General features: G+C 59.1%; 32 protein-coding genes. 30 read left to right on the plus strand and 2 right to left on the minus strand.

Going from position 1 to position 18,871, the window contains the following annotated elements; translation table 11 throughout:
- Positions 1-75: 75 nt before the first annotated feature.
- Positions 76-1,575, minus strand: a complete 1,500-nt coding sequence (gene xylB / locus DD236_RS03450; RefSeq protein ID WP_109092949.1) for a xylulokinase — start codon at positions 1,573-1,575, stop codon at positions 76-78.
- A gap of 9 nt (positions 1,576-1,584) precedes the next feature.
- Entirely contained in the window at positions 1,585-2,262 is a 678-nt protein-coding gene (deoC, locus tag DD236_RS03455) for a deoxyribose-phosphate aldolase (protein WP_109092950.1), read from the minus strand.
- Positions 2,263-2,549: 287 nt separating this feature from the next.
- Here deoC and DD236_RS03460 point away from each other — a divergent pair, with 287 nt between their 5' ends.
- The 30 genes from DD236_RS03460 to DD236_RS03605 all read left to right on the plus strand — a co-directional run bounded on the left by DD236_RS03460 (position 2,550) and on the right by DD236_RS03605 (position 18,858).
- Positions 2,550-3,359, plus strand: a complete 810-nt coding sequence (locus DD236_RS03460; protein WP_109092951.1) for a GntR family transcriptional regulator — start codon at positions 2,550-2,552, stop codon at positions 3,357-3,359.
- 273 nt (positions 3,360-3,632) lie between these two features.
- On the plus strand, positions 3,633-3,941 hold the full coding sequence (gene rpsJ / locus DD236_RS03465; protein ID WP_109092952.1) for a 30S ribosomal protein S10: 309 nt from the start codon (positions 3,633-3,635) through the stop codon (positions 3,939-3,941).
- Positions 3,942-3,952: 11 nt separating this feature from the next.
- Positions 3,953-4,618, plus strand: coding sequence for a 50S ribosomal protein L3 (gene rplC, locus DD236_RS03470; protein ID WP_109092953.1), 666 nt, complete (start codon positions 3,953-3,955; stop codon positions 4,616-4,618).
- 2 nt (positions 4,619-4,620) lie between these two features.
- Positions 4,621-5,268, plus strand: coding sequence for a 50S ribosomal protein L4 (rplD, locus tag DD236_RS03475; RefSeq protein ID WP_109092954.1), 648 nt, complete (start codon positions 4,621-4,623; stop codon positions 5,266-5,268).
- Positions 5,265-5,579, plus strand: a complete 315-nt coding sequence (gene rplW, locus DD236_RS03480) for a 50S ribosomal protein L23 (RefSeq protein WP_109092955.1) — start codon at positions 5,265-5,267, stop codon at positions 5,577-5,579. The genes rplD and rplW overlap by 4 nt, the downstream gene beginning before the upstream one ends.
- Before the next feature lie 35 nt (positions 5,580-5,614).
- Entirely contained in the window at positions 5,615-6,451 is an 837-nt protein-coding gene (rplB, locus tag DD236_RS03485; RefSeq protein WP_109092956.1) for a 50S ribosomal protein L2, read from the plus strand.
- Positions 6,452-6,464: 13 nt separating this feature from the next.
- Positions 6,465-6,746 carry a 30S ribosomal protein S19 gene (gene rpsS / locus DD236_RS03490; protein WP_109092957.1) on the plus strand — a complete coding sequence of 94 codons (282 nt, stop codon included), beginning with the start codon at positions 6,465-6,467 and terminating at the stop codon, positions 6,744-6,746.
- 33 nt (positions 6,747-6,779) lie between these two features.
- On the plus strand, positions 6,780-7,160 hold the full coding sequence (gene rplV / locus DD236_RS03495; RefSeq protein WP_109092958.1) for a 50S ribosomal protein L22: 381 nt from the start codon (positions 6,780-6,782) through the stop codon (positions 7,158-7,160).
- On the plus strand, positions 7,160-7,984 hold the full coding sequence (gene rpsC, locus DD236_RS03500; RefSeq protein WP_109092959.1) for a 30S ribosomal protein S3: 825 nt from the start codon (positions 7,160-7,162) through the stop codon (positions 7,982-7,984). The genes rplV and rpsC overlap by 1 nt, the downstream gene beginning before the upstream one ends.
- A 2-nt stretch (positions 7,985-7,986) precedes the next feature.
- Positions 7,987-8,403 carry a 50S ribosomal protein L16 gene (rplP, locus tag DD236_RS03505; RefSeq protein WP_109092960.1) on the plus strand — a complete coding sequence of 139 codons (417 nt, stop codon included), beginning with the start codon at positions 7,987-7,989 and terminating at the stop codon, positions 8,401-8,403.
- Positions 8,403-8,633: a 50S ribosomal protein L29 gene (rpmC, locus tag DD236_RS03510; RefSeq protein WP_109092961.1), complete on the plus strand. Its 231-nt coding sequence runs from the start codon at positions 8,403-8,405 to the stop codon at positions 8,631-8,633. Before rplP ends, rpmC begins: the two co-directional genes overlap by 1 nt.
- 8 nt (positions 8,634-8,641) lie before the next feature.
- The gene (rpsQ, locus tag DD236_RS03515; protein ID WP_109092962.1) at positions 8,642-8,917 is read left to right on the plus strand and encodes a 30S ribosomal protein S17; all 276 of its coding nucleotides are present in this window, start codon (positions 8,642-8,644) and stop codon (positions 8,915-8,917) included.
- A gap of 80 nt (positions 8,918-8,997) precedes the next feature.
- Positions 8,998-9,366 carry a 50S ribosomal protein L14 gene (gene rplN, locus DD236_RS03520; RefSeq protein WP_109092963.1) on the plus strand — a complete coding sequence of 123 codons (369 nt, stop codon included), beginning with the start codon at positions 8,998-9,000 and terminating at the stop codon, positions 9,364-9,366.
- The gene (rplX, locus tag DD236_RS03525; RefSeq protein ID WP_109092964.1) at positions 9,366-9,710 is read left to right on the plus strand and encodes a 50S ribosomal protein L24; all 345 of its coding nucleotides are present in this window, start codon (positions 9,366-9,368) and stop codon (positions 9,708-9,710) included. The genes rplN and rplX overlap by 1 nt, the downstream gene beginning before the upstream one ends.
- The gene (gene rplE, locus DD236_RS03530) at positions 9,707-10,255 is read left to right on the plus strand and encodes a 50S ribosomal protein L5 (protein ID WP_109092965.1); all 549 of its coding nucleotides are present in this window, start codon (positions 9,707-9,709) and stop codon (positions 10,253-10,255) included. Before rplX ends, rplE begins: the two co-directional genes overlap by 4 nt.
- Before the next feature lie 2 nt (positions 10,256-10,257).
- Positions 10,258-10,443: a type Z 30S ribosomal protein S14 gene (locus DD236_RS03535; RefSeq protein WP_109092966.1), complete on the plus strand. Its 186-nt coding sequence runs from the start codon at positions 10,258-10,260 to the stop codon at positions 10,441-10,443.
- 54 nt (positions 10,444-10,497) lie between these two features.
- Positions 10,498-10,896 carry a 30S ribosomal protein S8 gene (rpsH, locus tag DD236_RS03540; protein WP_109092967.1) on the plus strand — a complete coding sequence of 133 codons (399 nt, stop codon included), beginning with the start codon at positions 10,498-10,500 and terminating at the stop codon, positions 10,894-10,896.
- 18 nt (positions 10,897-10,914) lie between these two features.
- On the plus strand, positions 10,915-11,451 hold the full coding sequence (gene rplF, locus DD236_RS03545; RefSeq protein ID WP_109092968.1) for a 50S ribosomal protein L6: 537 nt from the start codon (positions 10,915-10,917) through the stop codon (positions 11,449-11,451).
- Positions 11,451-11,822, plus strand: a complete 372-nt coding sequence (rplR, locus tag DD236_RS03550) for a 50S ribosomal protein L18 (RefSeq protein ID WP_109092969.1) — start codon at positions 11,451-11,453, stop codon at positions 11,820-11,822. Before rplF ends, rplR begins: the two co-directional genes overlap by 1 nt.
- A gap of 29 nt (positions 11,823-11,851) precedes the next feature.
- Entirely contained in the window at positions 11,852-12,553 is a 702-nt protein-coding gene (rpsE, locus tag DD236_RS03555; protein ID WP_109092970.1) for a 30S ribosomal protein S5, read from the plus strand.
- Positions 12,550-12,735 carry a 50S ribosomal protein L30 gene (gene rpmD / locus DD236_RS03560; protein ID WP_207785671.1) on the plus strand — a complete coding sequence of 62 codons (186 nt, stop codon included), beginning with the start codon at positions 12,550-12,552 and terminating at the stop codon, positions 12,733-12,735. Before rpsE ends, rpmD begins: the two co-directional genes overlap by 4 nt.
- Positions 12,735-13,205 (plus strand): 50S ribosomal protein L15, encoded by a 471-nt coding sequence (gene rplO / locus DD236_RS03565; RefSeq protein ID WP_109092971.1) that lies wholly within the window; start codon positions 12,735-12,737, stop codon positions 13,203-13,205. Before rpmD ends, rplO begins: the two co-directional genes overlap by 1 nt.
- 360 nt (positions 13,206-13,565) lie before the next feature.
- Positions 13,566-14,852 (plus strand): preprotein translocase subunit SecY, encoded by a 1,287-nt coding sequence (gene secY, locus DD236_RS03570; protein WP_109092972.1) that lies wholly within the window; start codon positions 13,566-13,568, stop codon positions 14,850-14,852.
- A 36-nt stretch (positions 14,853-14,888) separates the two neighbouring features.
- On the plus strand, positions 14,889-15,464 hold the full coding sequence (locus DD236_RS03575; protein WP_109092973.1) for an adenylate kinase: 576 nt from the start codon (positions 14,889-14,891) through the stop codon (positions 15,462-15,464).
- Entirely contained in the window at positions 15,464-16,297 is an 834-nt protein-coding gene (gene map / locus DD236_RS03580) for a type I methionyl aminopeptidase (protein ID WP_109092974.1), read from the plus strand. The genes DD236_RS03575 and map overlap by 1 nt, the downstream gene beginning before the upstream one ends.
- Before the next feature lie 134 nt (positions 16,298-16,431).
- A complete protein-coding gene (infA, locus tag DD236_RS03585) occupies positions 16,432-16,653 on the plus strand; it encodes a translation initiation factor IF-1 (RefSeq protein WP_109092975.1) in 222 nt (73 codons plus the stop codon).
- Positions 16,654-16,695: 42 nt separating this feature from the next.
- Positions 16,696-16,809 carry a 50S ribosomal protein L36 gene (rpmJ, locus tag DD236_RS03590; protein ID WP_109092976.1) on the plus strand — a complete coding sequence of 38 codons (114 nt, stop codon included), beginning with the start codon at positions 16,696-16,698 and terminating at the stop codon, positions 16,807-16,809.
- 128 nt (positions 16,810-16,937) lie between these two features.
- Positions 16,938-17,309: a 30S ribosomal protein S13 gene (gene rpsM, locus DD236_RS03595; RefSeq protein ID WP_109092977.1), complete on the plus strand. Its 372-nt coding sequence runs from the start codon at positions 16,938-16,940 to the stop codon at positions 17,307-17,309.
- Positions 17,310-17,343: 34 nt separating this feature from the next.
- A complete protein-coding gene (gene rpsK, locus DD236_RS03600; protein WP_109092978.1) occupies positions 17,344-17,754 on the plus strand; it encodes a 30S ribosomal protein S11 in 411 nt (136 codons plus the stop codon).
- 99 nt (positions 17,755-17,853) lie between these two features.
- Positions 17,854-18,858, plus strand: coding sequence for a DNA-directed RNA polymerase subunit alpha (locus DD236_RS03605; RefSeq protein WP_109092979.1), 1,005 nt, complete (start codon positions 17,854-17,856; stop codon positions 18,856-18,858).
- Positions 18,859-18,871: the final 13 nt, after the last annotated feature.

The raw sequence follows: 18,871 nt of genomic DNA on the forward strand, positions 1-18,871 counted from the left end.
TTAGCGATAGAAGTTGCGGGCCCCCGGCATTGCGCTGGGGGCCCGCTTCTTTGTTTTTAACGACGACGGCGGAAGCTAGCCGTTGACCGTCTGATGCATATCCGCAAACCAAGGCTCGAGCCGGGTGTAGGCGTCGAGGAAGAGCCGATAGGGCTGTTCCAGGGCCTCGTGCACGGCAGGGTCCGGCGCTGTATCTGGATCCTGCTGGGACAGGCGCGTGGCGATCGAGAAGTCCTCGAACACTCCGGTCCCTACCCCGGCGAGTACCGCTGCGCCGATCGAGTTGGCCTCATCCACGATGTCGCGAGCCGCAACAGGCACGTTCCACACGTTCGCAAGAATCTGCAGCATTACGGGGGACTTCGCCAATCCGCCGATGCAGTCGATATGGCTGACGTCCAACCCCGCGTCCGAGAATGCTTCCAATCCGGTACGGAGGTTGAAGGCTACGCCCTCTAGGACGGCCCTCATCATATGAGGCTGCTGATGATCCATGTGTAGTCCTGCGAATACGCCGCGGGCCAGCGGATTCCAGTACGGCGAGCGCTCACCGATGAGGTAGGGGAGAAAGAAGAGTCCCTGCGTGGCTGCTTCTACGTTGCCGGCGGCCCCCAGAAACTGCTCGTAGCTCTTCCCGCCTGAGAGGACCTCTTGGCCCCGGCTCACGGATGCGCCGCCGGCCTGCATGGTGGCAGTAGGAACGAATTGCCCCGGGACCACGTGATTGAAGGTCATGGAACGCATCTTCGGATCCAACAGCGGACGCGAGGCGGAGAGCGATACCCAGGAGGAAGAACCCAGATAGGCGTAGGCGCCCGAGGATTCGTCAATCACACCGGCTCCCAGAGCCGCAACTGGACCGTCGCCTCCACCGATTACAACAGGCGTGCCTTCGGCCAATCCGGTGGCGCGGGCCGCCTCTGCTGTGACGGTACCGATCACATGGGTTGAGGGGACAATCTTCGGGAAGAGGCTGCGGGGGAGTCCAGCTGCGTCAATGATCTCCCACGCCCAATCTCCACTTGCTTGGTCATAGGCATTTGTGGAGGAGGCGTCTGAGGGATCGGTGGCAAGAACACCTGTGAGTTTAAAGGCCGTGTAGTCCTTGGCCAAGCAGAACGTTGCCGTTTTAGCGAAATTGTCCGGTTCGTTCTCACGGAGCCACATCAGTTTCGTCAGCGAATACGTAGGATTGAGACGATGTCCGGTGATCCGGTAGCAATCCTCCATGGATACCCGCTCAAGCAAAGTGTTGGTCTCCTTGGTGGAGCGCGTATCTGCCCAAATAATGGCGGGGCGCACGGGTTCGCCGTGGGAGTCCAACGGCACAACACCCATCATCTGACCGGAGAATGACACCCCATCGATGTCAGTCCCAGCTGTGTTGGTTTCCGCGAGCAGCTCGCGCGAAGCACGGCACACCGCATCCCACCAATCGTGCGGATTCTGCTCGGCGCGGCCATCCGTGCCCCAATCAGCGCCGTAATTGACCGTTTTTGCGGCGAGCATCTTGCCATCGTTGGATACCAGCGTGGCCTTGTTTCCTGTAGTTCCTAGGTCATGTGCAATGAGCATTGCGAACTCCTAAATCTGGGCTCTGAGGGCATCGACCAGCTTCACTCCAGCTGATGTGCCAAGGCGAGTTACGCCGGCGTCGATGAAGGCGAGTGCGTCCTCGAGCTCTCGGATGCCGCCGGCGGCCTTGACCTGAACAGCGTCTCCAACAACGCTCTTCATGAGCTTCACGTCCTCAAGGGTTGCACCACCGGAACCGAAGCCCGTAGAGGTCTTGATGAAATCTGGCCGAACCTTTTTGGCGATGGTGGCCGCTTGACGCTTCTCATCATCAGTGAGGTAACAGTTTTCGAAGATCACCTTCGAGAGCGCGCCCTGCTCGCGGCACACACCCACGATCTGCCGCATCTCGTCCTCGAGATAAGAGAGATTGCCGGCCTTGAGTTCCGTAATGTTGATGACGTAGTCGATTTCGTCCGCACCGTTCGCGATTGCTCGCTGTGATTCGGCCACCTTGTCCTCGATGGTGACCTGCCCCAGAGGGAATCCGATGGCGGCCCCAACGTGCACGCCGCTGCCCTCAAGCTGCTTCTTACACTGAGCGACGGGGTAGGGGTTGATGGCGACCATGGCGAAGCCGTATTCGCGGGCCTCGTCGCATAGTTTGGTGAATTGCTCTTTCGTCGCATCGGCCTTGAGCTGAGTGTGGTCGATCATTCCGGCGAGTTGTTCAGGTGTCACAGTCATTGCGTCTCCTTCGATCGTCTGTGGCCTGCTGTGAGAACTGCAGGAGCCCCGGGCACCTTCTAGTCTAAGGCCTGTACGGACAACCGGACAAGAGGCGAGAACTGGCAGATATGGCCTTCACTGCTATCAGGCGCTATTTGCTTGCCCAGCCAACGAGAGTTCACTTAGCTCGTGAGAGTTAGGTTCGGAAGGTAACGCTCATGACGGAAGTGAACACTCGTGGACCGTGCCCGTATGTTGCCTGGCGCGGTTTCAAACCCGGATGGCTCGCAGGCTAGGATCTAGGCATGGTAGTGCCTTCCGGACCCGCAATGATTGTTCGCGATTCCACGGTTCCCTTCCATCGCCAATTGAAGACGATTCTGTTGGAGCAGATTTCACGAGATGGCCTTGTGGAGGGTGACCGCTTGTGGAGTGAACCCCAGATCAGCGCGACGTATGGAGTGTCCCGCTCCGTTGTGCGGCAGACGCTTGCCGAGCTGGAGAACGAGGGCGTTATTGAGCGGGTGAGGGGACGTGGCACGTTCATCGCGGGTGCGAAGATGGACCATGGCCTAACGATCTCCATCGAAGGGTTGTACGCCCAAGCGCAAAGTCTGGGGCTGGAGCTCACCAGTGACGTCCTGCAACAGGCAGTTGAACCGGCGGCCGAACCGGTCTCCACGGAACTGGAAGTAGTCACCGGCTGCCCAGTCTTCATGCTGGAACGTGTACGCGGCGTCGAAGGTATGCCCTGGTCTCACACGGCTTCGTGGATCCCCTCCGCCCGCGTCCCGGGGATTGAGGAACACGATTTCAGCACCGGATCTCTCTACGAGCTTCTCCGAACCCGCTACGGGATGCGGTTTGGCAGGGCGCGGCGCTCGATTGAGGCGATCGCGGCACCGGAAGAGATTGCCCACTACCTCGGCGTTGATGAGGGCGCACCGCTCCTGAGGATTAAGAGTGTGCTCTACGATATCCACGGTATTCCGATCGAACGGTTCATCGCGCACCATCGTGGGGACATGTCTCGATTCGACGTATCACTGGGATCGATGGCGGGGGAGGATCGGCTCGCGGAGGTCTATGTGGCACCGGGAAGTTCAGTGGGGTGAAGGGTTCGTCGTCGTCAGAAAAACCCACCAAAACTCAGTACTGAGAACCGCACCACTAAGAACCCCAAAAACTTGCGGAAACGGGGCGTGGGCTGACAAACTAGACAAGTTGCTCGGTCCGCCGAGTGTAGGACTTCGTTGGGGCTCAAGCCTCAGCGTTAAATAAGGGTTCGTCGAAACCTGCAATAGGGCTTGATTACGTGGTGCTAATCGCGCGACACGCCCGAGTGCGGGTACCGGCGTTCACCGCGGTAAAGAGAGGTAGACGACGCCATGGCGGGACAGAAAATCCGCATCCGGCTCAAGTCATATGACCACGAGGTCATTGATAGCGCGGCGAAGAAGCTCGTCGACGAAGTGACGCGCACTGGCGCGTCGGTAGTGGGCCCGGTGCCGTTGCCAACGGAAAAGAATGTCTTTTGCGTCATTCGCTCCCCACATAAGTACAAGGACAGCCGCGATCACTTCGAGATGCGCACTCACAAGCGGCTCATCGACATCGTTGATCCGACTCTGAAGACGATCGATACGCTTCGGCGCCTCGATCTTCCGGCCGATGTCAATGTGGAAATCAAGCTCTGAGGTAACGCATCATGAACTCCAAACAGCAGGTTGCTAGCGCGCCCGTGACGGCGTTGCTGGGCTCAAAGCTGGGAATGACCCAGCTGTGGGATGAGGCAGGCCGCCTAGTCCCGATCACGGTTGTCCACGTGGGCACCAACGTAGTGACTCAGGTCCGCACCGATGAGAAGGACGGCTACTCCGCCGTCCAGCTCGGTTCGGGCGATGTGAAGTCCAAGAATGTCACCAAGCCCCTGCAGGGACACTTCGACAAGGCTGGCGTTCAGCCTCGGAAGGCTCTCGCTGAGGTCCGCACGTCCAACGCGGGTGAATACGAGCTGGGTCAGGAACTGACCGCAGAGGTATTCGAATCCGGTCAGGTTGTTGACGTCATCGGAACTTCAAAGGGTAAGGGATTTGCCGGTGTTATGAAGCGCCACGGCTTTGCCGGCGTTTCCGCCTCACACGGTGCACACCGCAACCACCGCAAGCCCGGTTCCATCGGCGCTTGCGCCACGCCTTCCCGCGTGTTCCGCGGAACGCGCATGGCTGGCCGTATGGGTCAGGATCGCGTGACCGTACAGAATCTTTCCATCCATGCTGTTGATGCTGATAAGGGCATCCTCTTGGTTGCGGGCCCCGTGCCAGGCGCCAAGGGTTCCACAGTCGTGGTCCGTACCGCTGTGAAGGGAGCCTGAACATGGCGGAATCCTTCAAGGTAAACGTTCTTGATGTCAAGGGCGAGGCACAGGGGCAGGTTGAACTTCCTGCCGGTCTCTTCGATCTGGATGCCAACGTTGCGTTGATCCATCAGGTTGTTGTGGCCCAGCTGGCCGCCGGACGTCAGGGCACTCACTCCACCAAGACCCGCGGCGAGGTTCGCGGCGGTGGACGCAAGCCATACAAGCAGAAGGGCACTGGCCGCGCACGTCAGGGTTCTATCCGCGCTCCACACTTCGCTGGCGGTGGCGTGGTACACGGCCCCAAGCCGCGCAACTACGCTCAGCGCACTCCCAAGAAGATGATTGCAGCAGCACTGCTTCAGTCTCTTTCGGATCGCGCCCGTAACGGCCGCGTGCATGTGGTGACCGAATTCGTTGAAGGCGATAAGCCCTCCACGAAGGAAGCCCTCGCGCTTCTGCGCAAGGTAATTGCCGAGCGCAACGCGCTGGTTGTTGTTTCCCGCGATGATGATCTTTCGATCCTCTCACTGCGCAACGCACCAGAAGCTCACGTGCTCCACGTAGATCAGCTCAATTCTTACGACGTTCTGGTTGCTGATGATGTTGTCTTCACCGAGGCAGCCTTCGCCAGCTTCGTTGAGAAGAAGGGTAAGGAGGAGAAGTGAGCGAAGTAGCAGGCTTCTGGAATAAGCACCCGCAAGACGTCATTCTTCAGCCGGTAGCCACCGAAAAGGCTGCACGTATGGAGGATGAAGGCAAGTACACCTTCATCGTTGACAAGCGTGCGAACAAGACCGAGATCAAGCAGGCCGTTGAGGCCATCTTCAAGGTCAAGGTTGCGTCCGTCAATACGCAGAACCGCCAGGGCAAAGTCCAGCGGACGCGTACCGGCCTAGGCAAGCGCAAGGATGTCAAGCGCGCCATCGTCACCCTGCGTGAAGGCACCATCGACATCTACGGCGACGTCATCAGCTGACGCCGAGCCGCGAAGAGATTTGAGGATCTGAACTCATGGGAATCCGTAAGTACAAGCCGACGACCCCTGGTCGCCGCGGTGCGAGCGTTGCCGACTTCGCTGAGATCACCCGATCGACGCCCGAGAAGTCGCTGGTTCGTCCGCTGAAGAAGACCGGTGGCCGCGATAATTCCGGCCGCATCTCCACTCGTCACAAGGGTGGCGGCCACAAGCGTCAATACCGCGTTATTGACTTCCGCCGCTGGGATAAGGACGGCGTGCCCGCCAAGGTCGCTCACATTGAGTATGACCCGAACCGTACGGCCCGCATCGCCCTGCTCCACTACGCTGATGGCGCCAAGCGCTACATCCTCGCCCCGAAGAATCTTCATCAGGGTGACGTAGTTGAGAGCGGTCCGGCCGCGGACATCAAGCCCGGCAACAACCTGCCACTGAAGAACATTCCGGTAGGTACCACCGTTCACAGCGTTGAGCTTCGCCCCCTCGGTGGCGCGAAGATCGCTCGCTCGGCCGGCACCTCTGTTCAGCTGGTTGCCCGTGAAGGCAAGTACGCTCAGCTGCGTATGCCTTCCGGGGAAATCCGCAACGTCGAAGCTGGCTGCCGCGCCTGCATCGGCGAAGTAGGTAACGCCGAACAGATCAACATTAACTGGGGCAAGGCAGGCCGCAATCGTTGGAAGGGCGTTCGCCCAACCGTCCGCGGTGTTGTGATGAACCCGATCGACCATCCACATGGTGGTGGCGAGGGCAAGACCTCTGGTGGCCGTCATCCGGTCAGCCCATGGGGCAAGCCTGAAGGCCGTACACGCCATGCAAACAAGGCCAGCGACAAGCTCATTGTGCGCCGTCGCAAGACCGGCAGCAAGCGGTAAGAGAGGTTAGCTGATGCCACGTAGTTTGAAGAAGGGCCCCTTCGTTGATGATCACCTTCAGAAGAAGGTTGATGACCAGAACGAAAAGGGCAGCAAGAATGTCATCAAGACTTGGTCTCGTCGGTCGATGATTACGCCCGACTTCCTCGGTCACACTTTCGCAGTGCACGATGGCCGCAAGCATGTGCCGGTATTCGTCACCGAGTCCATGGTTGGCCACAAGCTCGGGGAGTTCGCCCCGACCCGCACTTTCCGCGGGCACGATAAGGACGACCGCAAGGGCCGCCGCCGCTAAGGCGCGAGCTAGCAGAGAGAGTAAGGCAGAAACATGGAAGCCAAGGCGCAGGCGCGATTCGTGCGCGTCACGCCCCTGAAAGCTCGCCGTATCGTGGATGTTGTCCGCGGGAAGCGTGCTGTCGAGGCGCTAGAGGTGCTCGCATACGCACCACAGGGGGCGGCTGAGCCCGTCCGCAAAGTTGTCGAGTCCGCGATTGCTAATGCTCGGTACGCCGCTGATCAGGCGGGCGAGCGGTTCAACGAAGAGGACCTTTACATTCAGGCGATCTACGCCGATGAAGGCCCCACGATGAAGCGCATTCGTCCCCGTGCTCAGGGCCGGGCCGATCGCGTGATGAAGCGTACGAGCCACATTACTGTTGTTGTCGGTGACTCTAAGGTTGCCGCTGGATCTAAGGGAAGGAACCGCTAGTGGGGCAGAAGGTTAACCCAACCGGGTTCCGCCTCGGAATTACCACGGACCACCGTTCAAAGTGGTTCGCCGATTCCTCAAAGGCCGGCCAGCGCTACGCCGATTTCGTAGCAGAAGACATTCAGATTCGTAAGATGATCGAGAAGACGCTTGAGCGTGCAGGTATTTCCCGCGTGAACATCGAGCGCCGCGCCGAGCGCGTTGTTGTGGATATCCACACCGCCCGCCCCGGCATCGTCATCGGACGCCGCGGCGCAGAGGCCGATCGCCTCCGCGCTGACCTTGAGAAGCTGACCGGCAAGTCCATTCAGCTCAATATCCTCGAGGTGAAGAACCCGGAAGCCGATGCTCAGCTTGTTGCACAGGGCATCGCAGAGCAGCTCGCCTCCCGCGTCTCATTCCGCCGCGCCATGCGCCGTGGAATGCAGTCCGCAGAGCGCGCTGGCGCCAAGGGCATTCGTGTCCAGTGCGCGGGCCGTCTTGGTGGCGCTGAAATGTCACGTTCCGAGTTCTACCGTGAAGGCCGCGTGCCGCTGCACACCCTTCGCGCAAACATCGATTACGGCTTCCACGAGGCCCGCACCACCTTCGGGCGCATTGGCGTCAAGGTGTGGATCTACCGTGGCGACGTTACCGATACAGAGTATTTCCGCTCCCTGGCTGAGGCCCCACGTGGTGGCCGTGGCCGTGGTGGTGACCGCCGTGGACGTCGCGGAGACCGTCATGGTCGCGGCAATGCCCCACAGGGTCAGGCACCACAAGCAGCTGCCAAGAACAGCGAAACCGCCTCGGAGCCAGCAACCACAGCAGGATCGGAGGCCTGAGAATGCTGATTCCAAGGCGCACCAAGTGGCGCAAACAGCACCGTCCAACCCGTACCGGTATGGCTAAGGGTGGCACCGAGCTGGCGTTCGGCGATTTTGGTATTCAGGCTCTCGAGCCGGCCTACGTCACGAACCGTCAGATTGAGGCCGCACGTATCGCCATGACCCGTCACGTCAAGCGTGGCGGCAAGATCTGGATCAACATCTTCCCGGATCGCCCGCTGACCAAGAAGGCTCTTGGCCTTCGTATGGGTTCCGGTAAGGGCCCGGTTGAGACCTGGGTTGCCAACGTCAAGCCCGGTCGCATCATGTTCGAGATGGGTGGCGTCAACGAGGAACTGGCTCAAGAGGCCATGTCCCGTGCCATGCACAAGCTACCGATGAAGACCCGTTTCGTTTCACGTGAGGAGGCAGAGTAATGGCCAAGGGACTTTCTACTGAAGAACTCGATGTCATGACGGATGCCGAACTCATGGAGAAGCTGAAGGAGTCCAAGGAGGAGCTGTTTAACCTACGCTTCTCTGCGGTAACCCACCGCCTCGAAGATAGCGGCCGCCTTCGTGAAGTCCGCCGGGAGATTGCCCGGATCTACACGATCAAGCGCGAGCGCGAGCTCGATATCCGCACCGCTCCAGCAGCTGAGAAGTGAGGTCAAGAGTGAGCGAGCAGAATACAGTTACAGAGCGTAACCACCGCAAGGTTCTTCGGGGTTACGTTGTGAGCGACAAGATGGACAAGACAGTAACCGTCGAGGTCGATGATCGCCGGAAGCATCCCGTTTACGGCAAGGTCATCACTCACACCCGCCGTGTGAAGGCCCACGATGAGAACAACGAGGTAGGCGTTGGCGATCTGGTCCGCATCATGGAGACCCGTCCGCTGAGCGCAACTAAGCACTACCGCGTGGTTGAAATCGTCGAAAAGGCTAAGTGACCTTTCGGGCCGCTTTGAAACCCCATCCGTTCGGCAAGGCTCGTTAACGAGAACCGGCACGACGACAGGAGAAACAACACATGATCCAGCAAGAGTCGCGGCTATCAGTCGCTGATAACACCGGTGCAAAGGAGATCCTTTGCATCCGTGTACTCGGTGGCTCGGGCCGGCGCTACGCCGGAATTGGCGACACGATCGCCGCCACCGTCAAGGATGCAATCCCTGGCGGAAACGTTAAGAAGGGCGATGTGGTCAAGGCCGTTATCGTCCGCACAAAGAAGGAAACGCGCCGTACCGACGGTTCGTACATTCGCTTCGATGAGAACGCTGCGGTGTTGCTCAAGAACGAAAACGAGCCTCGCGGCACACGTATCTTCGGGCCCGTTGGGCGCGAACTGCGCGATAAGAAGTTCATGCGAATCATTTCGCTCGCACCGGAGGTGATCTGATGGCGAAGATTAAGAAAGACGACCTCGTCCAGGTCATCGCTGGCCGTGACAAGGGAATGCAGGGCCGGGTTCTCTCGGTAGATTCTGCTAACGACCGCGTTGTTGTTGAAGGCGTTATGCGCGTCAAGAAGCACGTCAAGGTTGGCCAGAGCGGCCGCGGAGCAACCACGGGAGGAATCGAGACCGTTGAGGCCCCGATCCACATCTCGAATGTTGCCCTTGTTGGCCCCGATAAGAAGCCGATCCGCGTTGGCCACCGTGAGGTAGAAGTTGAGCGCGACGGGCGTAAGAAGATCGTCCGTGAGCGCATTGGCCGCCGCGGTGGGAAGGAGATCGAGCTGTGAGCACTCCTCGTCTAAAGACCAAGTACCGCGGGGAAATCATCCCCGCTCTCGAGGCTGAGTTCAATCACGCCAACCTTCACAACGTTGCTGGTTTGCAGAAGATCGTTGTGAACATGGGCGTGGGCGAAGCCGCTCGTGACTCCAAGGTGTTGGACGGTGCAGTTGCGGACCTTACCGCGATCACCGGCCAGAAGCCGCAGATCACCAAGGCGAAGAAGTCCATCGCACAGTTCAAGCTGCGCGAGGGCCAGCCGATTGGATGCCATGTCACCCTTCGCGGTGACCGCATGTGGGAGTTCCTGGATCGGCTTCTCGCCACCGCGCTTCCTCGTATCCGCGACTTCCGTGGCCTCAGCCCCAAGCAGTTCGATGGCAACGGAAACTACACGTTCGGCTTGACCGAACAGACAGTGTTCCACGAGATCGATCAGGACAAGATTGATCGGGTTCGCGGAATGGACATCACCCTGGTCACCACGGCCAAGGACGATTCCGAGGGTCGCTCACTTCTGCGCCAACTCGGATTCCCGTTCAAGGAGGACTGAGCATGGCAAAGACAGCTCTTAAGCAGAAGGCCGCGCGTAAGCCCAAGTACGGCGTGCGTGCATACACCCGTTGCAACCGCTGCGGACGCCCACATTCCGTGTACCGTAAGTTCGGCCTTTGCCGCATCTGCCTTCGCGAGATGGCACTGGCAGGCGAGCTTCCAGGCGTCACGAAGTCCAGCTGGTAAACACTACGTCGTAGGTCCGCAAGGGAAACCGCGACGAGGAAGGGCAAAAGCCCAATGTCAATGACTGACCCAATCGCAGATATGCTCACGCGTCTGCGTAACGCCAATTCGGCGTTCCACGAGTCGGTAGATATGCCGTACTCCAAACTGAAGGCGAACATCGCTGAGATTCTCGAGCGCGAGGGCTACATCACTGGCCACACGGTCGAGGATGCCAAGGTGGGCAAGACGCTCACCCTGCAGCTGAAGTTCGGCTCCAACCGTGAGCGTGCGCTTGCCGGTATTCGCCGTGTGTCGAAGCCTGGTCTGCGCGTATACGCAAAGTCAACAAATCTGCCCCAGGTACTGGGCGGCCTCGGTGTGGCAATTCTTTCCACATCTTCCGGTCTGCTCACGGACCGCGAGGCCAAGGACAAGGGTGTAGGCGGAGAAGTTCTCGCCTACGTCTGGTGACGGGGAAGGAAGAACAGAATGTCACGTATTGGCAAGCTGCCCGTCACGATTCCCGCTGGTGTGGATATTTCCATTAACGGCCAGCAGGTTTCGGTTAAGGGCCCGAAGGGTACGCTAGGCGTCGCAATCGCCGAACCAATCGCTGCCGCCGTTGAAGACGGCGCCGTGGTTGTGACCCGTCCCGATGACAGCCGTGAGTCTCGTTCACTCCACGGCCTGTCCCGCACGCTGATTAACAACTTGGTTGTAGGCGTAACTAATGGCTACTCCAAGCCCATGGAGATCGTTGGAACCGGATACCGTGTGGTTGCCAAGGGAACTGATCTTGAGTTTTCCTTGGGTTACTCGCACACCATCCTCTTCAAGGCGCCGGAAGGTATTACGTTTACCGTCGAATCGCCAACGAAGTTCGCGGTGACTGGTATCGATAAGCAGCTGGTTGGAGAAACCGCCGCGAAGATCCGGATGCTACGCAAGCCTGAACCATACAAGGGCAAGGGTGTGCGTTACGCCGATGAGAACGTTCGCCGCAAGGCCGGAAAGGCTGGTAAGTGATGGCTGTCACTCCAAAGGGTAAGGGCAAGTTCGTTTCCCGCGATCGTCGCCACTTCCGCCTCCGCAAGAAGGTCTCTGGTACTCCGGAGCGTCCGCGCCTGGTGGTTACACGTTCGAACCGACATATGGTTGCACAGGTTATCGACGATACCGTTGGCCATACATTGGCTTCTGCCTCGACCCTCGAAGAGTCGCTGCGTAGTGCCGATGGTTCCAAGACCGAGAAGGCCCGTCAGGTTGGCGAGCTCATTGGTAAGCGCGCACAGGAGGCCGGGGTTTCGGCCGTTGTGTTTGATCGTGGCGGTAACAAGTACCACGGCCGTGTGGCCGCTGTAGCCGATGGCGCCCGCGAGTCCGGGCTTACCCTGTAAGCCTGCGAGAGCGAGAAGAGGTTTTAAGCATGGCTGCACAGCAGCGAGGTCGGGGCAATAACAACCCCGAGGAAAAGAGCGAGCGGGGCAACAACCGTCGCGGCGAGCGCCGTGGCGAGCGCCGTGAGCGCCGTAACGAGGACAAGAACGCTTACATTGAGCGCGTTGTCACCATCAACCGCGTAGCCAAGACCGTTAAGGGTGGCCGCCGCATGTCCTTCACCGCACTGGTTGTGGTGGGAGACGGCAACGGCACCGTTGGCGTTGGCTACGGCAAGGCCAAGGAAGTTCCCGCGGCAATCGCCAAGGGAACCGAGGAAGCAAAGAAGAACTTCTTCCGCGTTCCTCGCATTGGCAAGACCATTCCACACCTGGTTCAGGGTGAGGATGCCGCGGGCGTTGTCCTGCTGCGTCCGGCTTCCCCCGGTACCGGCGTTATCGCCGGCGGCCCGGTTCGCGCCATCATGGAGTGCGCAGGCATCCATGACATCCTGACCAAGTCGCTCGGATCGGCTAACGCAATCAACATCGTTCACGCGACGATCGCCGCCCTCAAGCAGCTAGAGCTTCCCGAAGCTGTTGCTGCCCGTCGCGGCCTGCCGCTTGAGCATGTGGCGCCCGAGTCAATGCTCCGCCAGCGTGCAGAAGCAGACGCCAAGGAGCGTGCTGATCAGGAAGCACTCGCTGCTCAGAATGAGAACGAGGCTGCCGCAGCTGGAGTTGGTGCATGATGGCTAAGCTCAAGATCACTCAGGTTCGAGGCACCGTTGGTAGCCGCCAGAACCAGAAGGATACGCTGCGTACTCTCGGACTCCGCAAGATCGGACAGTCCGTTGTGCGCGAAGATCGCCCAGAGGTTGTAGGTGCGGTTCGCACCGTTGCACACCTCGTGACCGTGGAGGAGGTTGACTGATGGCAGAGGCAAATGAAGAGGCCAATGTCCTGAAGATCCACGATCTTCGTCCGGCTCCAGGTTCCAAGAAGGCCAAGACCCGCGTAGGCCGCGGTGAAGCCTCCAAGGGTAAGACTGCTGGCCGTGGTACCAAGGGTACGAAGGCTCGCTACCAGGTTCCCGCGCGTTTCGAAGGTGGCCAAATGCCACTGCACATGCGCCTGCCGAAGTTGCGTGGATTCAAGAATCCATACCGCGTCGAGTATCAGGTTGTGAACGTGGATACCTTGGCCCAGCTGTTCCCTGAGGGCGGCACGGTCACGGTTGAGGATCTGGTTGCTAAGGGCGCTGTGCGTCCCAAGAACCTCGTGAAGGTTCTTGGCACCGGCGAACTCAGTGTCAAGCTTGATCTGACCGTGGATGCATGGTCGGGTTCGGCCAAGACGAAGATCGAGGCCGCTGGCGGTTCTGTGACCGCTCGTGAGGCCTGATTTAGTTCAATAAAGATGGCGGCTCCTGCGGGGGCCGCTATTTTTATGCCCGCGCGGCGTCCGGCATTGCTTCAGGCGTCTGACGCGATCTTTGAGAACCACGACGAAGCGCCGGCTCCGGAGCTAGTTGCCGAGGTGGGTGCTTGCGTGAGGAGCCGGCGTGGTTCTCAATCCTACTGGCCCACCCACTTCCAAAGATCCGACGCAAACCCGAGAGGGGGAGGGAAGTTGTGACGCGCACCCATTTCCTGCCCGCGTTTTCGCACTCACGCGCTCCGCGGGTATAGTTGTGCGGGCATGGGCGAAGTGTGCCCTGTTTTTTAACCATACGCGGGGCTGCCCGCAACTGTTGGAGGAACCTTGATTCAGGCGTTCGCGGCCGCATTCCGCACTCCCGATCTCCGGCGCAAACTGCTGTTCACGATGGCGATCATGGCGATTTACCGCCTTGGCACATTTATCCCGGCGCCATTCGTTTCGATCACCAACGTTCGGGCCTGTATGGATCAGTCCGGAACCGGCGATTTCCTCTCGATGGTCAACCTGTTCTCGGGTGGCGCGATGACGCAGCTGTCCGTCTTCTCGTTGGGCATCATGCCTTACATTACGTCTTCCATCATCATCCAGCTCATGCGCGTGGTGATCCCGCGGTTCGAGGAGCTGCATAAGGAGGGCCAGTCGGGTACCGCGAAGCTCACCGAGTACACGCGTTACCTGACGATTGGCTTGGCTGTTCTGCAAAGTGCGGTTGTGGTTTCAGTTGCCAATACTCAGCTCTTCCAAGGTTGCAGCGTGGATCCCTTCCCGGACGCCACCCCGCTGAAGTATGCGCTGACGATCCTGACGATGACGGCTGGCACGGGCCTTATCATGTGGCTGGCTGAGCTGGTTACGGAAAATGGCGTGGGCCAGGGAATGTCCATCCTGATCTTCACTGGTATCGCGGCCTCCTTCCCGACCATGCTCATCCAGGTCACCCAGTCCAACGGCGGTTGGGGAGCAGCGCTTCTGGTGCTCGCGCTTATCCTTGCGATCGTTGTGGTGGTTGTGTTCGTGGAGCAGTCACAGCGCCGTATCCCGGTGCAGTATGCAAAGCGTGTGGTTGGCCGGCGCACCTACGGCGGTTCCACCACGTACCTGCCGATTCGCATCAATATGGCGAACGTGATCCCGGTGATCTTCGCATCCTCGATTCTCATGCTGCCGTCCATGATCTCTACGTTCGGCGATCCGGCGTCCGGATGGGTCCAGTGGATTAACCGCTACCTGCACTCGGGTGCGCCGCTGTACTTCGTGCTCTTTGCTGCCATGATCTTCGCTTTCGCGTTCTTCTACACCTCAATCACGTTCAACACGGAAGAGGTTGCGGACAATATGAAGCGTTACGGCGGCTTCATCCCGGGTATTCGCGCAGGCCGCCCGACGGCTGAATACCTGAAGTACGTCTCTAGCCGCCTCACGTGGGTAGGCGCAACTTACCTAACGATCATCGCGATGGTCCCAGTGATTGTGTTCTCCCAGATGGGTATCATGGGTGGCGGGTTCGGTGGAACCTCGATCATCATTCTGGTGGGCGTGGGACTGCAGACCGTCAAGGATATCAACTCTCAACTCCAGCAACGCCACTACGACGGCTTCCTGCGATAAGCCGGAGGGGCGTTCAAAGTAGCGAAGGAAATCATCGTGTCTGTTCGCCTTATCCTCGTTGGCCCGCCAGGAGCGGGCAAAGGTACCCAAGCGGAGCTTCTTTGCGAAGCCCTCGGTATCCCGGCAATTTCTACCGGTGAGATCTTCCGCCGCCATGCCAAGGCCCACGATGAGCTAGGACAGCTCGCGGAATCCTACACTTCGCGCGGCGAACTCGTACCCGATGAGGTCACGAACAAGATGGTGGCTGCTCGGCTCGCTGAGCAGGATGCCGCCGATGGCTTCCTGCTGGACGGCTATCCCCGCAACCTCTCTCAAGTTGCCGCGTTGGATTCGATGCTGGGGGAGTCCAGTATTGACGCGGTGCTTTCGTTAGTTGCGGACGACGACGAAGTGGTCCAGCGCCTTCTTGGCCGTGCCGCCGAACAGGGGCGCGTTGATGATACAGAAGACGTGATCCGCCACCGCATCGAGCTCTATCACGCCCAGACGGAACCTCTCATTTCGGTGTACCGGGAGCGAGGAATTCTCGTGGAGGTTGACGGCATGGGCGGCATTGAAGAGGTTGCGCAAAACCTTGTATCCGAGTTGAAAGCGTTCCTGACGAAGTAATGTCCCGCAAGGAAAAGATCCAATATAAGAGCCATGAGCAGTTCCTCAAGATGAGGCAGGCTGGGCTTGTGGTTGCCGATATCCATCGAGCGCTGCGCGAGAAGGTACGTGCGGGAAGGACAACCGCAGACGCGGATGCGATTGCCGCCGAGGTTTTGGAGCGGGCCGGATCGAAGTCCAACTTTCTTGGGTATTACGGCTATCCGGGGCATATCTGCACCTCCGTTAATGAGGTGATTGTTCACGGAATCCCGGGAGATCGGGTGCTGGAGCCGGGTGATCTCGTTTCGTTTGATTGCGGTGCTGTTGTGGATGGTTGGCATGGTGATGCCGCGATTTCGATGGTGATTCCCGGTGGCGATCCTGAGTTGACGGCGCGGAGGCAGCGGCTTTCCGATATGACGGAAGAGTGTATGTGGCGCGGCATTGCTGCTGCAGCCACAGGTTCCCATGTGGGTGATATTGGCCGGGCGATCGATGACTTCGTAGTAGGCCTTCAAGAAGAACCCGGGATCGTCGAAGAGTACGTGGGCCACGGCATCGGAACCGCAATGCACATGGCACCGGACGTTCCGAACTACCGGACCCGTTCGCACTTGGACAAGCTGAAGCCAGGCATGGCCCTGTGTATCGAGCCGATGCTGACCAGCGGTTCGCCCGAAAATGTGACGTTGGGCGACGATTGGACGGTTGTAACCCTTGACGGCGGCGATGCCTGCCACTGGGAACACGAGATCGCGATCCACGAGCGTGGGATCTGGGTACTCACAGCACCCGACGGAGGGATCGAGGGGCTATCTCCATATGGAGTTGTACCTGTCCCGCTTGGGTGACCAGTTCCACCAGTTTTCGCCTTTGCGGCGCGAGTTTTGCCGGGTACTATTGATTCCCGGTACGCCATGCCCACGGCACGGCGTATGTGGCTTCTCACAACCCGGTGGGAAGCTACCCATTGTGAGCGAGGGTTATGGCGAAAAAGGAAGGCGTCATCGAGGTTGAGGGAAGCGTTGTTGAAGCGCTCCCGAACGCGATGTTCCGTGTTGAGTTGGAGAATGGGCACGTTGTGCTTGCCCACATCTCTGGCAAAATGCGTCAGCATTACATTAAGATCCTGCCTGAAGATCGGGTGGTTGTGGAGCTCACGCCATACGATCTCAGCCGTGGCCGGATCGTGTACCGCTATAAGTGAGCCCTAATTGCAACGCCCGCCTAGCGGCAAGGAAGAGTAGCAATGAAAGTCAAGCCCAGCGTTAAGAGAATCTGCGATAGCTGCAAGGTTATTCGCCGGCATGGCCGCGTCATGGTCATCTGCGATAATCCGCGGCACAAGCAGCGTCAGGGTTAAGTAACGCGGCGGGTAAGCCCGCCAACCAAGCACTGCACACGTACCCCCGGTCCGAAGGCTGGGGCCCGGCGCGAGAGGCCGGGTAAGCAGTGTTCCACACCTTCGGACCTACAACAGGAGCTAAGAAATTGGCACGTCTCTCAGGCGTTGACCTCCCTCGCGAAAAGCGAGTTGAGATTGCGCTTACATATATTTACGGCATCGGCCGCACCCGTGCGGCAGAAACCTTGGCGGCAACCGGCGTTAGCCCGGACGTGCGCGTCAAGGATCTCACCGAAGATGATCTGGTTAAGCTCAAGAACCACATTGACGAGAACTTCAAGGTAGAAGGCGATCTTCGCCGCGAGGTGCAGGCGGATATCCGTCGCAAGATTGAGATCGGTTGCTACCAGGGCATCCGGCATCGCCGCGGACTGCCCGTTCATGGCCAGCGCACCAAGACGAACGCTCGTACCCGCAAGGGTCCGAAGCGCACTGTCGCTGGTAAGAAGAAGGCCTAGTAAGGCTAGTCGAGAGTTTAAGAGAAAGTAGATCATGCCAGCAAAGACTCGTCAGGCTGCCTCAGGCGCCCGTCGTCCACGCCGTAAGGAGCGTCGGAACATTGCTGTGGGCCAGGCCCACATCAAGTCGACCTTCAACAACACCATTGTTTCCATCACTGATCCCACCGGCGCTGTTATCGCTCAGTGCTCCTCGGGCCAGGTTGGTTTCAAGGGCTCGCGTAAGTCAACCCCATACGCCGCTCAGCTTGCCGCTGAGAACGCTGCTCGTACCGCGATCGAACACGGTATGAAGAAGGTTGATGTTTTCGTGAAGGGACCCGGTTCAGGCCGCGAAACGGCCATCCGTTCCCTCACTGCTTCCGGCCTCGAAGTTACCTCGATCTCCGATGTGACTCCTCAGGCTCACAACGGCTGCCGCCCGCCAAAGCGCCGCCGCGTGTGACCATTTGCGGCCTTCGGGCCGCACCCCTCCCGCAGTCAAGACGGCTGATGGGAACTGTTGGGCATCAAATAGCGGGTGCCCGCTGAAAGGAAAAGAATCTTGCTGATCGCACAGCGCCCCGTCCTCACTGAGGAACGGGTATCTGATACACGCTCGAAGTTCGTTCTTGAGCCGCTGGAGCCAGGCTTTGGCTACACGCTCGGTAACTCGATGCGCCGCACGCTGCTTTCGTCCATCCCGGGCGCGGCAGTGACCTCCGTGCGTATCGACGGCGTTCTTCACGAGTTCTCCACGATTGCTGGAGTCAAGGAAGATGTTGCCGAGATCATCCTGAATCTCAAGGAGCTTGTTGTCTCCTCTGAGCAAGATGAGCCCGTCCTCATGTACCTGCGCAAGCAGGGACCCTGCGACGTTACAGCTGCGGATATCACCCCGCCTGCCGGCGTGGAGATCCACAATCCAGATCTGCACATTGCCACTCTCAATGAGAAGGGCAAGATTGAGGTTGATCTGACTGTGGAACGTGGCCGTGGCTACGTATCCGCTCTTCAGAACAAGGGCATCGAGGATGAAATCGGACGTATTCCGATCGATTCCATCTATTCGCCCGTCCTCAAGGTCTCGTACAAGGTTGAGGCAACTCGCGTTGAGCAGCGCACCGATTTCGATCGGCTTGTTGTGGACGTTGAGGTCAAGCCTTCAACCACGGCGCGTGACGCTCTCGCCTCCGCCGGCAAGACCCTTGTTGAGCTGTTCGGGCTATGCGTGGACCTCAACAATGAGGTCGAAGGCATCGAGATTGGTCCCGCCCCTGTGGTGGAGACCCAGTCCTCCGATCTGCTCCGGCCCATCGAGATTCTGAACCTTCCGGCCCGTTCCAAGAACTGTCTGCAGCGCGAGGGTATCCATACCATTGGTGAACTGGTCCAGCGCTCTGAAGCTGACCTGCTTGATATCCGGAACTTCGGCGCTAAGTCGATCGAAGACGTCAAGGACGAGCTTGAAAAGCTTGACCTGCGCCTGAAGGATTCCCCAGCGGGTTACATCGCCAACTACGGCGATGAGAGCTACTCGATGCAGTTCAGCGACGATTCGCAGGCCTGAGGCCCGCACATTT

This window comes from Ancrocorticia populi (assembly GCF_003123745.1).
GTDB lineage: Bacteria > Actinomycetota > Actinomycetes > Actinomycetales > Actinomycetaceae > Ancrocorticia > Ancrocorticia populi.

Excerpts from the sequence above, each read along its gene's own strand:
- rplN (WP_109092963.1), top strand. The coding sequence starts at position 8,998 with ATGATCCAGCAAGAGTCGCGGCTATCAGTCGCTGATAACACCGGTGCA.
- xylB (WP_109092949.1), bottom strand. The coding sequence starts at position 1,575 with ATGCTCATTGCACATGACCTAGGAACTACAGGAAACAAGGCCACGCTG.
- rpsS (WP_109092957.1), top strand. The coding sequence starts at position 6,465 with ATGCCACGTAGTTTGAAGAAGGGCCCCTTCGTTGATGATCACCTTCAG.
- rplC (WP_109092953.1), top strand. The coding sequence starts at position 3,953 with ATGAACTCCAAACAGCAGGTTGCTAGCGCGCCCGTGACGGCGTTGCTG.
- rplV (WP_109092958.1), top strand. The coding sequence starts at position 6,780 with ATGGAAGCCAAGGCGCAGGCGCGATTCGTGCGCGTCACGCCCCTGAAA.
- rplO (WP_109092971.1), top strand. The coding sequence starts at position 12,735 with ATGGCAGAGGCAAATGAAGAGGCCAATGTCCTGAAGATCCACGATCTT.
- rpmD (WP_207785671.1), top strand. The coding sequence starts at position 12,550 with ATGATGGCTAAGCTCAAGATCACTCAGGTTCGAGGCACCGTTGGTAGC.
- deoC (WP_109092950.1), bottom strand. The coding sequence starts at position 2,262 with ATGACTGTGACACCTGAACAACTCGCCGGAATGATCGACCACACTCAG.
- rplR (WP_109092969.1), top strand. The coding sequence starts at position 11,451 with ATGGCTGTCACTCCAAAGGGTAAGGGCAAGTTCGTTTCCCGCGATCGT.
- infA (WP_109092975.1), top strand. The coding sequence starts at position 16,432 with ATGGCGAAAAAGGAAGGCGTCATCGAGGTTGAGGGAAGCGTTGTTGAA.
- rpmC (WP_109092961.1), top strand. The coding sequence starts at position 8,403 with ATGGCCAAGGGACTTTCTACTGAAGAACTCGATGTCATGACGGATGCC.
- rpmJ (WP_109092976.1), top strand. The coding sequence starts at position 16,696 with ATGAAAGTCAAGCCCAGCGTTAAGAGAATCTGCGATAGCTGCAAGGTT.
- rplX (WP_109092964.1), top strand. The coding sequence starts at position 9,366 with ATGGCGAAGATTAAGAAAGACGACCTCGTCCAGGTCATCGCTGGCCGT.
- rplB (WP_109092956.1), top strand. The coding sequence starts at position 5,615 with ATGGGAATCCGTAAGTACAAGCCGACGACCCCTGGTCGCCGCGGTGCG.
- rplP (WP_109092960.1), top strand. The coding sequence starts at position 7,987 with ATGCTGATTCCAAGGCGCACCAAGTGGCGCAAACAGCACCGTCCAACC.
- rpsE (WP_109092970.1), top strand. The coding sequence starts at position 11,852 with ATGGCTGCACAGCAGCGAGGTCGGGGCAATAACAACCCCGAGGAAAAG.
- DD236_RS03535 (WP_109092966.1), top strand. The coding sequence starts at position 10,258 with ATGGCAAAGACAGCTCTTAAGCAGAAGGCCGCGCGTAAGCCCAAGTAC.
- DD236_RS03460 (WP_109092951.1), top strand. The coding sequence starts at position 2,550 with ATGGTAGTGCCTTCCGGACCCGCAATGATTGTTCGCGATTCCACGGTT.
- rpsK (WP_109092978.1), top strand. The coding sequence starts at position 17,344 with ATGCCAGCAAAGACTCGTCAGGCTGCCTCAGGCGCCCGTCGTCCACGC.
- map (WP_109092974.1), top strand. The coding sequence starts at position 15,464 with ATGTCCCGCAAGGAAAAGATCCAATATAAGAGCCATGAGCAGTTCCTC.
- rpsJ (WP_109092952.1), top strand. The coding sequence starts at position 3,633 with ATGGCGGGACAGAAAATCCGCATCCGGCTCAAGTCATATGACCACGAG.
- rplF (WP_109092968.1), top strand. The coding sequence starts at position 10,915 with ATGTCACGTATTGGCAAGCTGCCCGTCACGATTCCCGCTGGTGTGGAT.
- rplD (WP_109092954.1), top strand. The coding sequence starts at position 4,621 with ATGGCGGAATCCTTCAAGGTAAACGTTCTTGATGTCAAGGGCGAGGCA.
- rpsH (WP_109092967.1), top strand. The coding sequence starts at position 10,498 with ATGTCAATGACTGACCCAATCGCAGATATGCTCACGCGTCTGCGTAAC.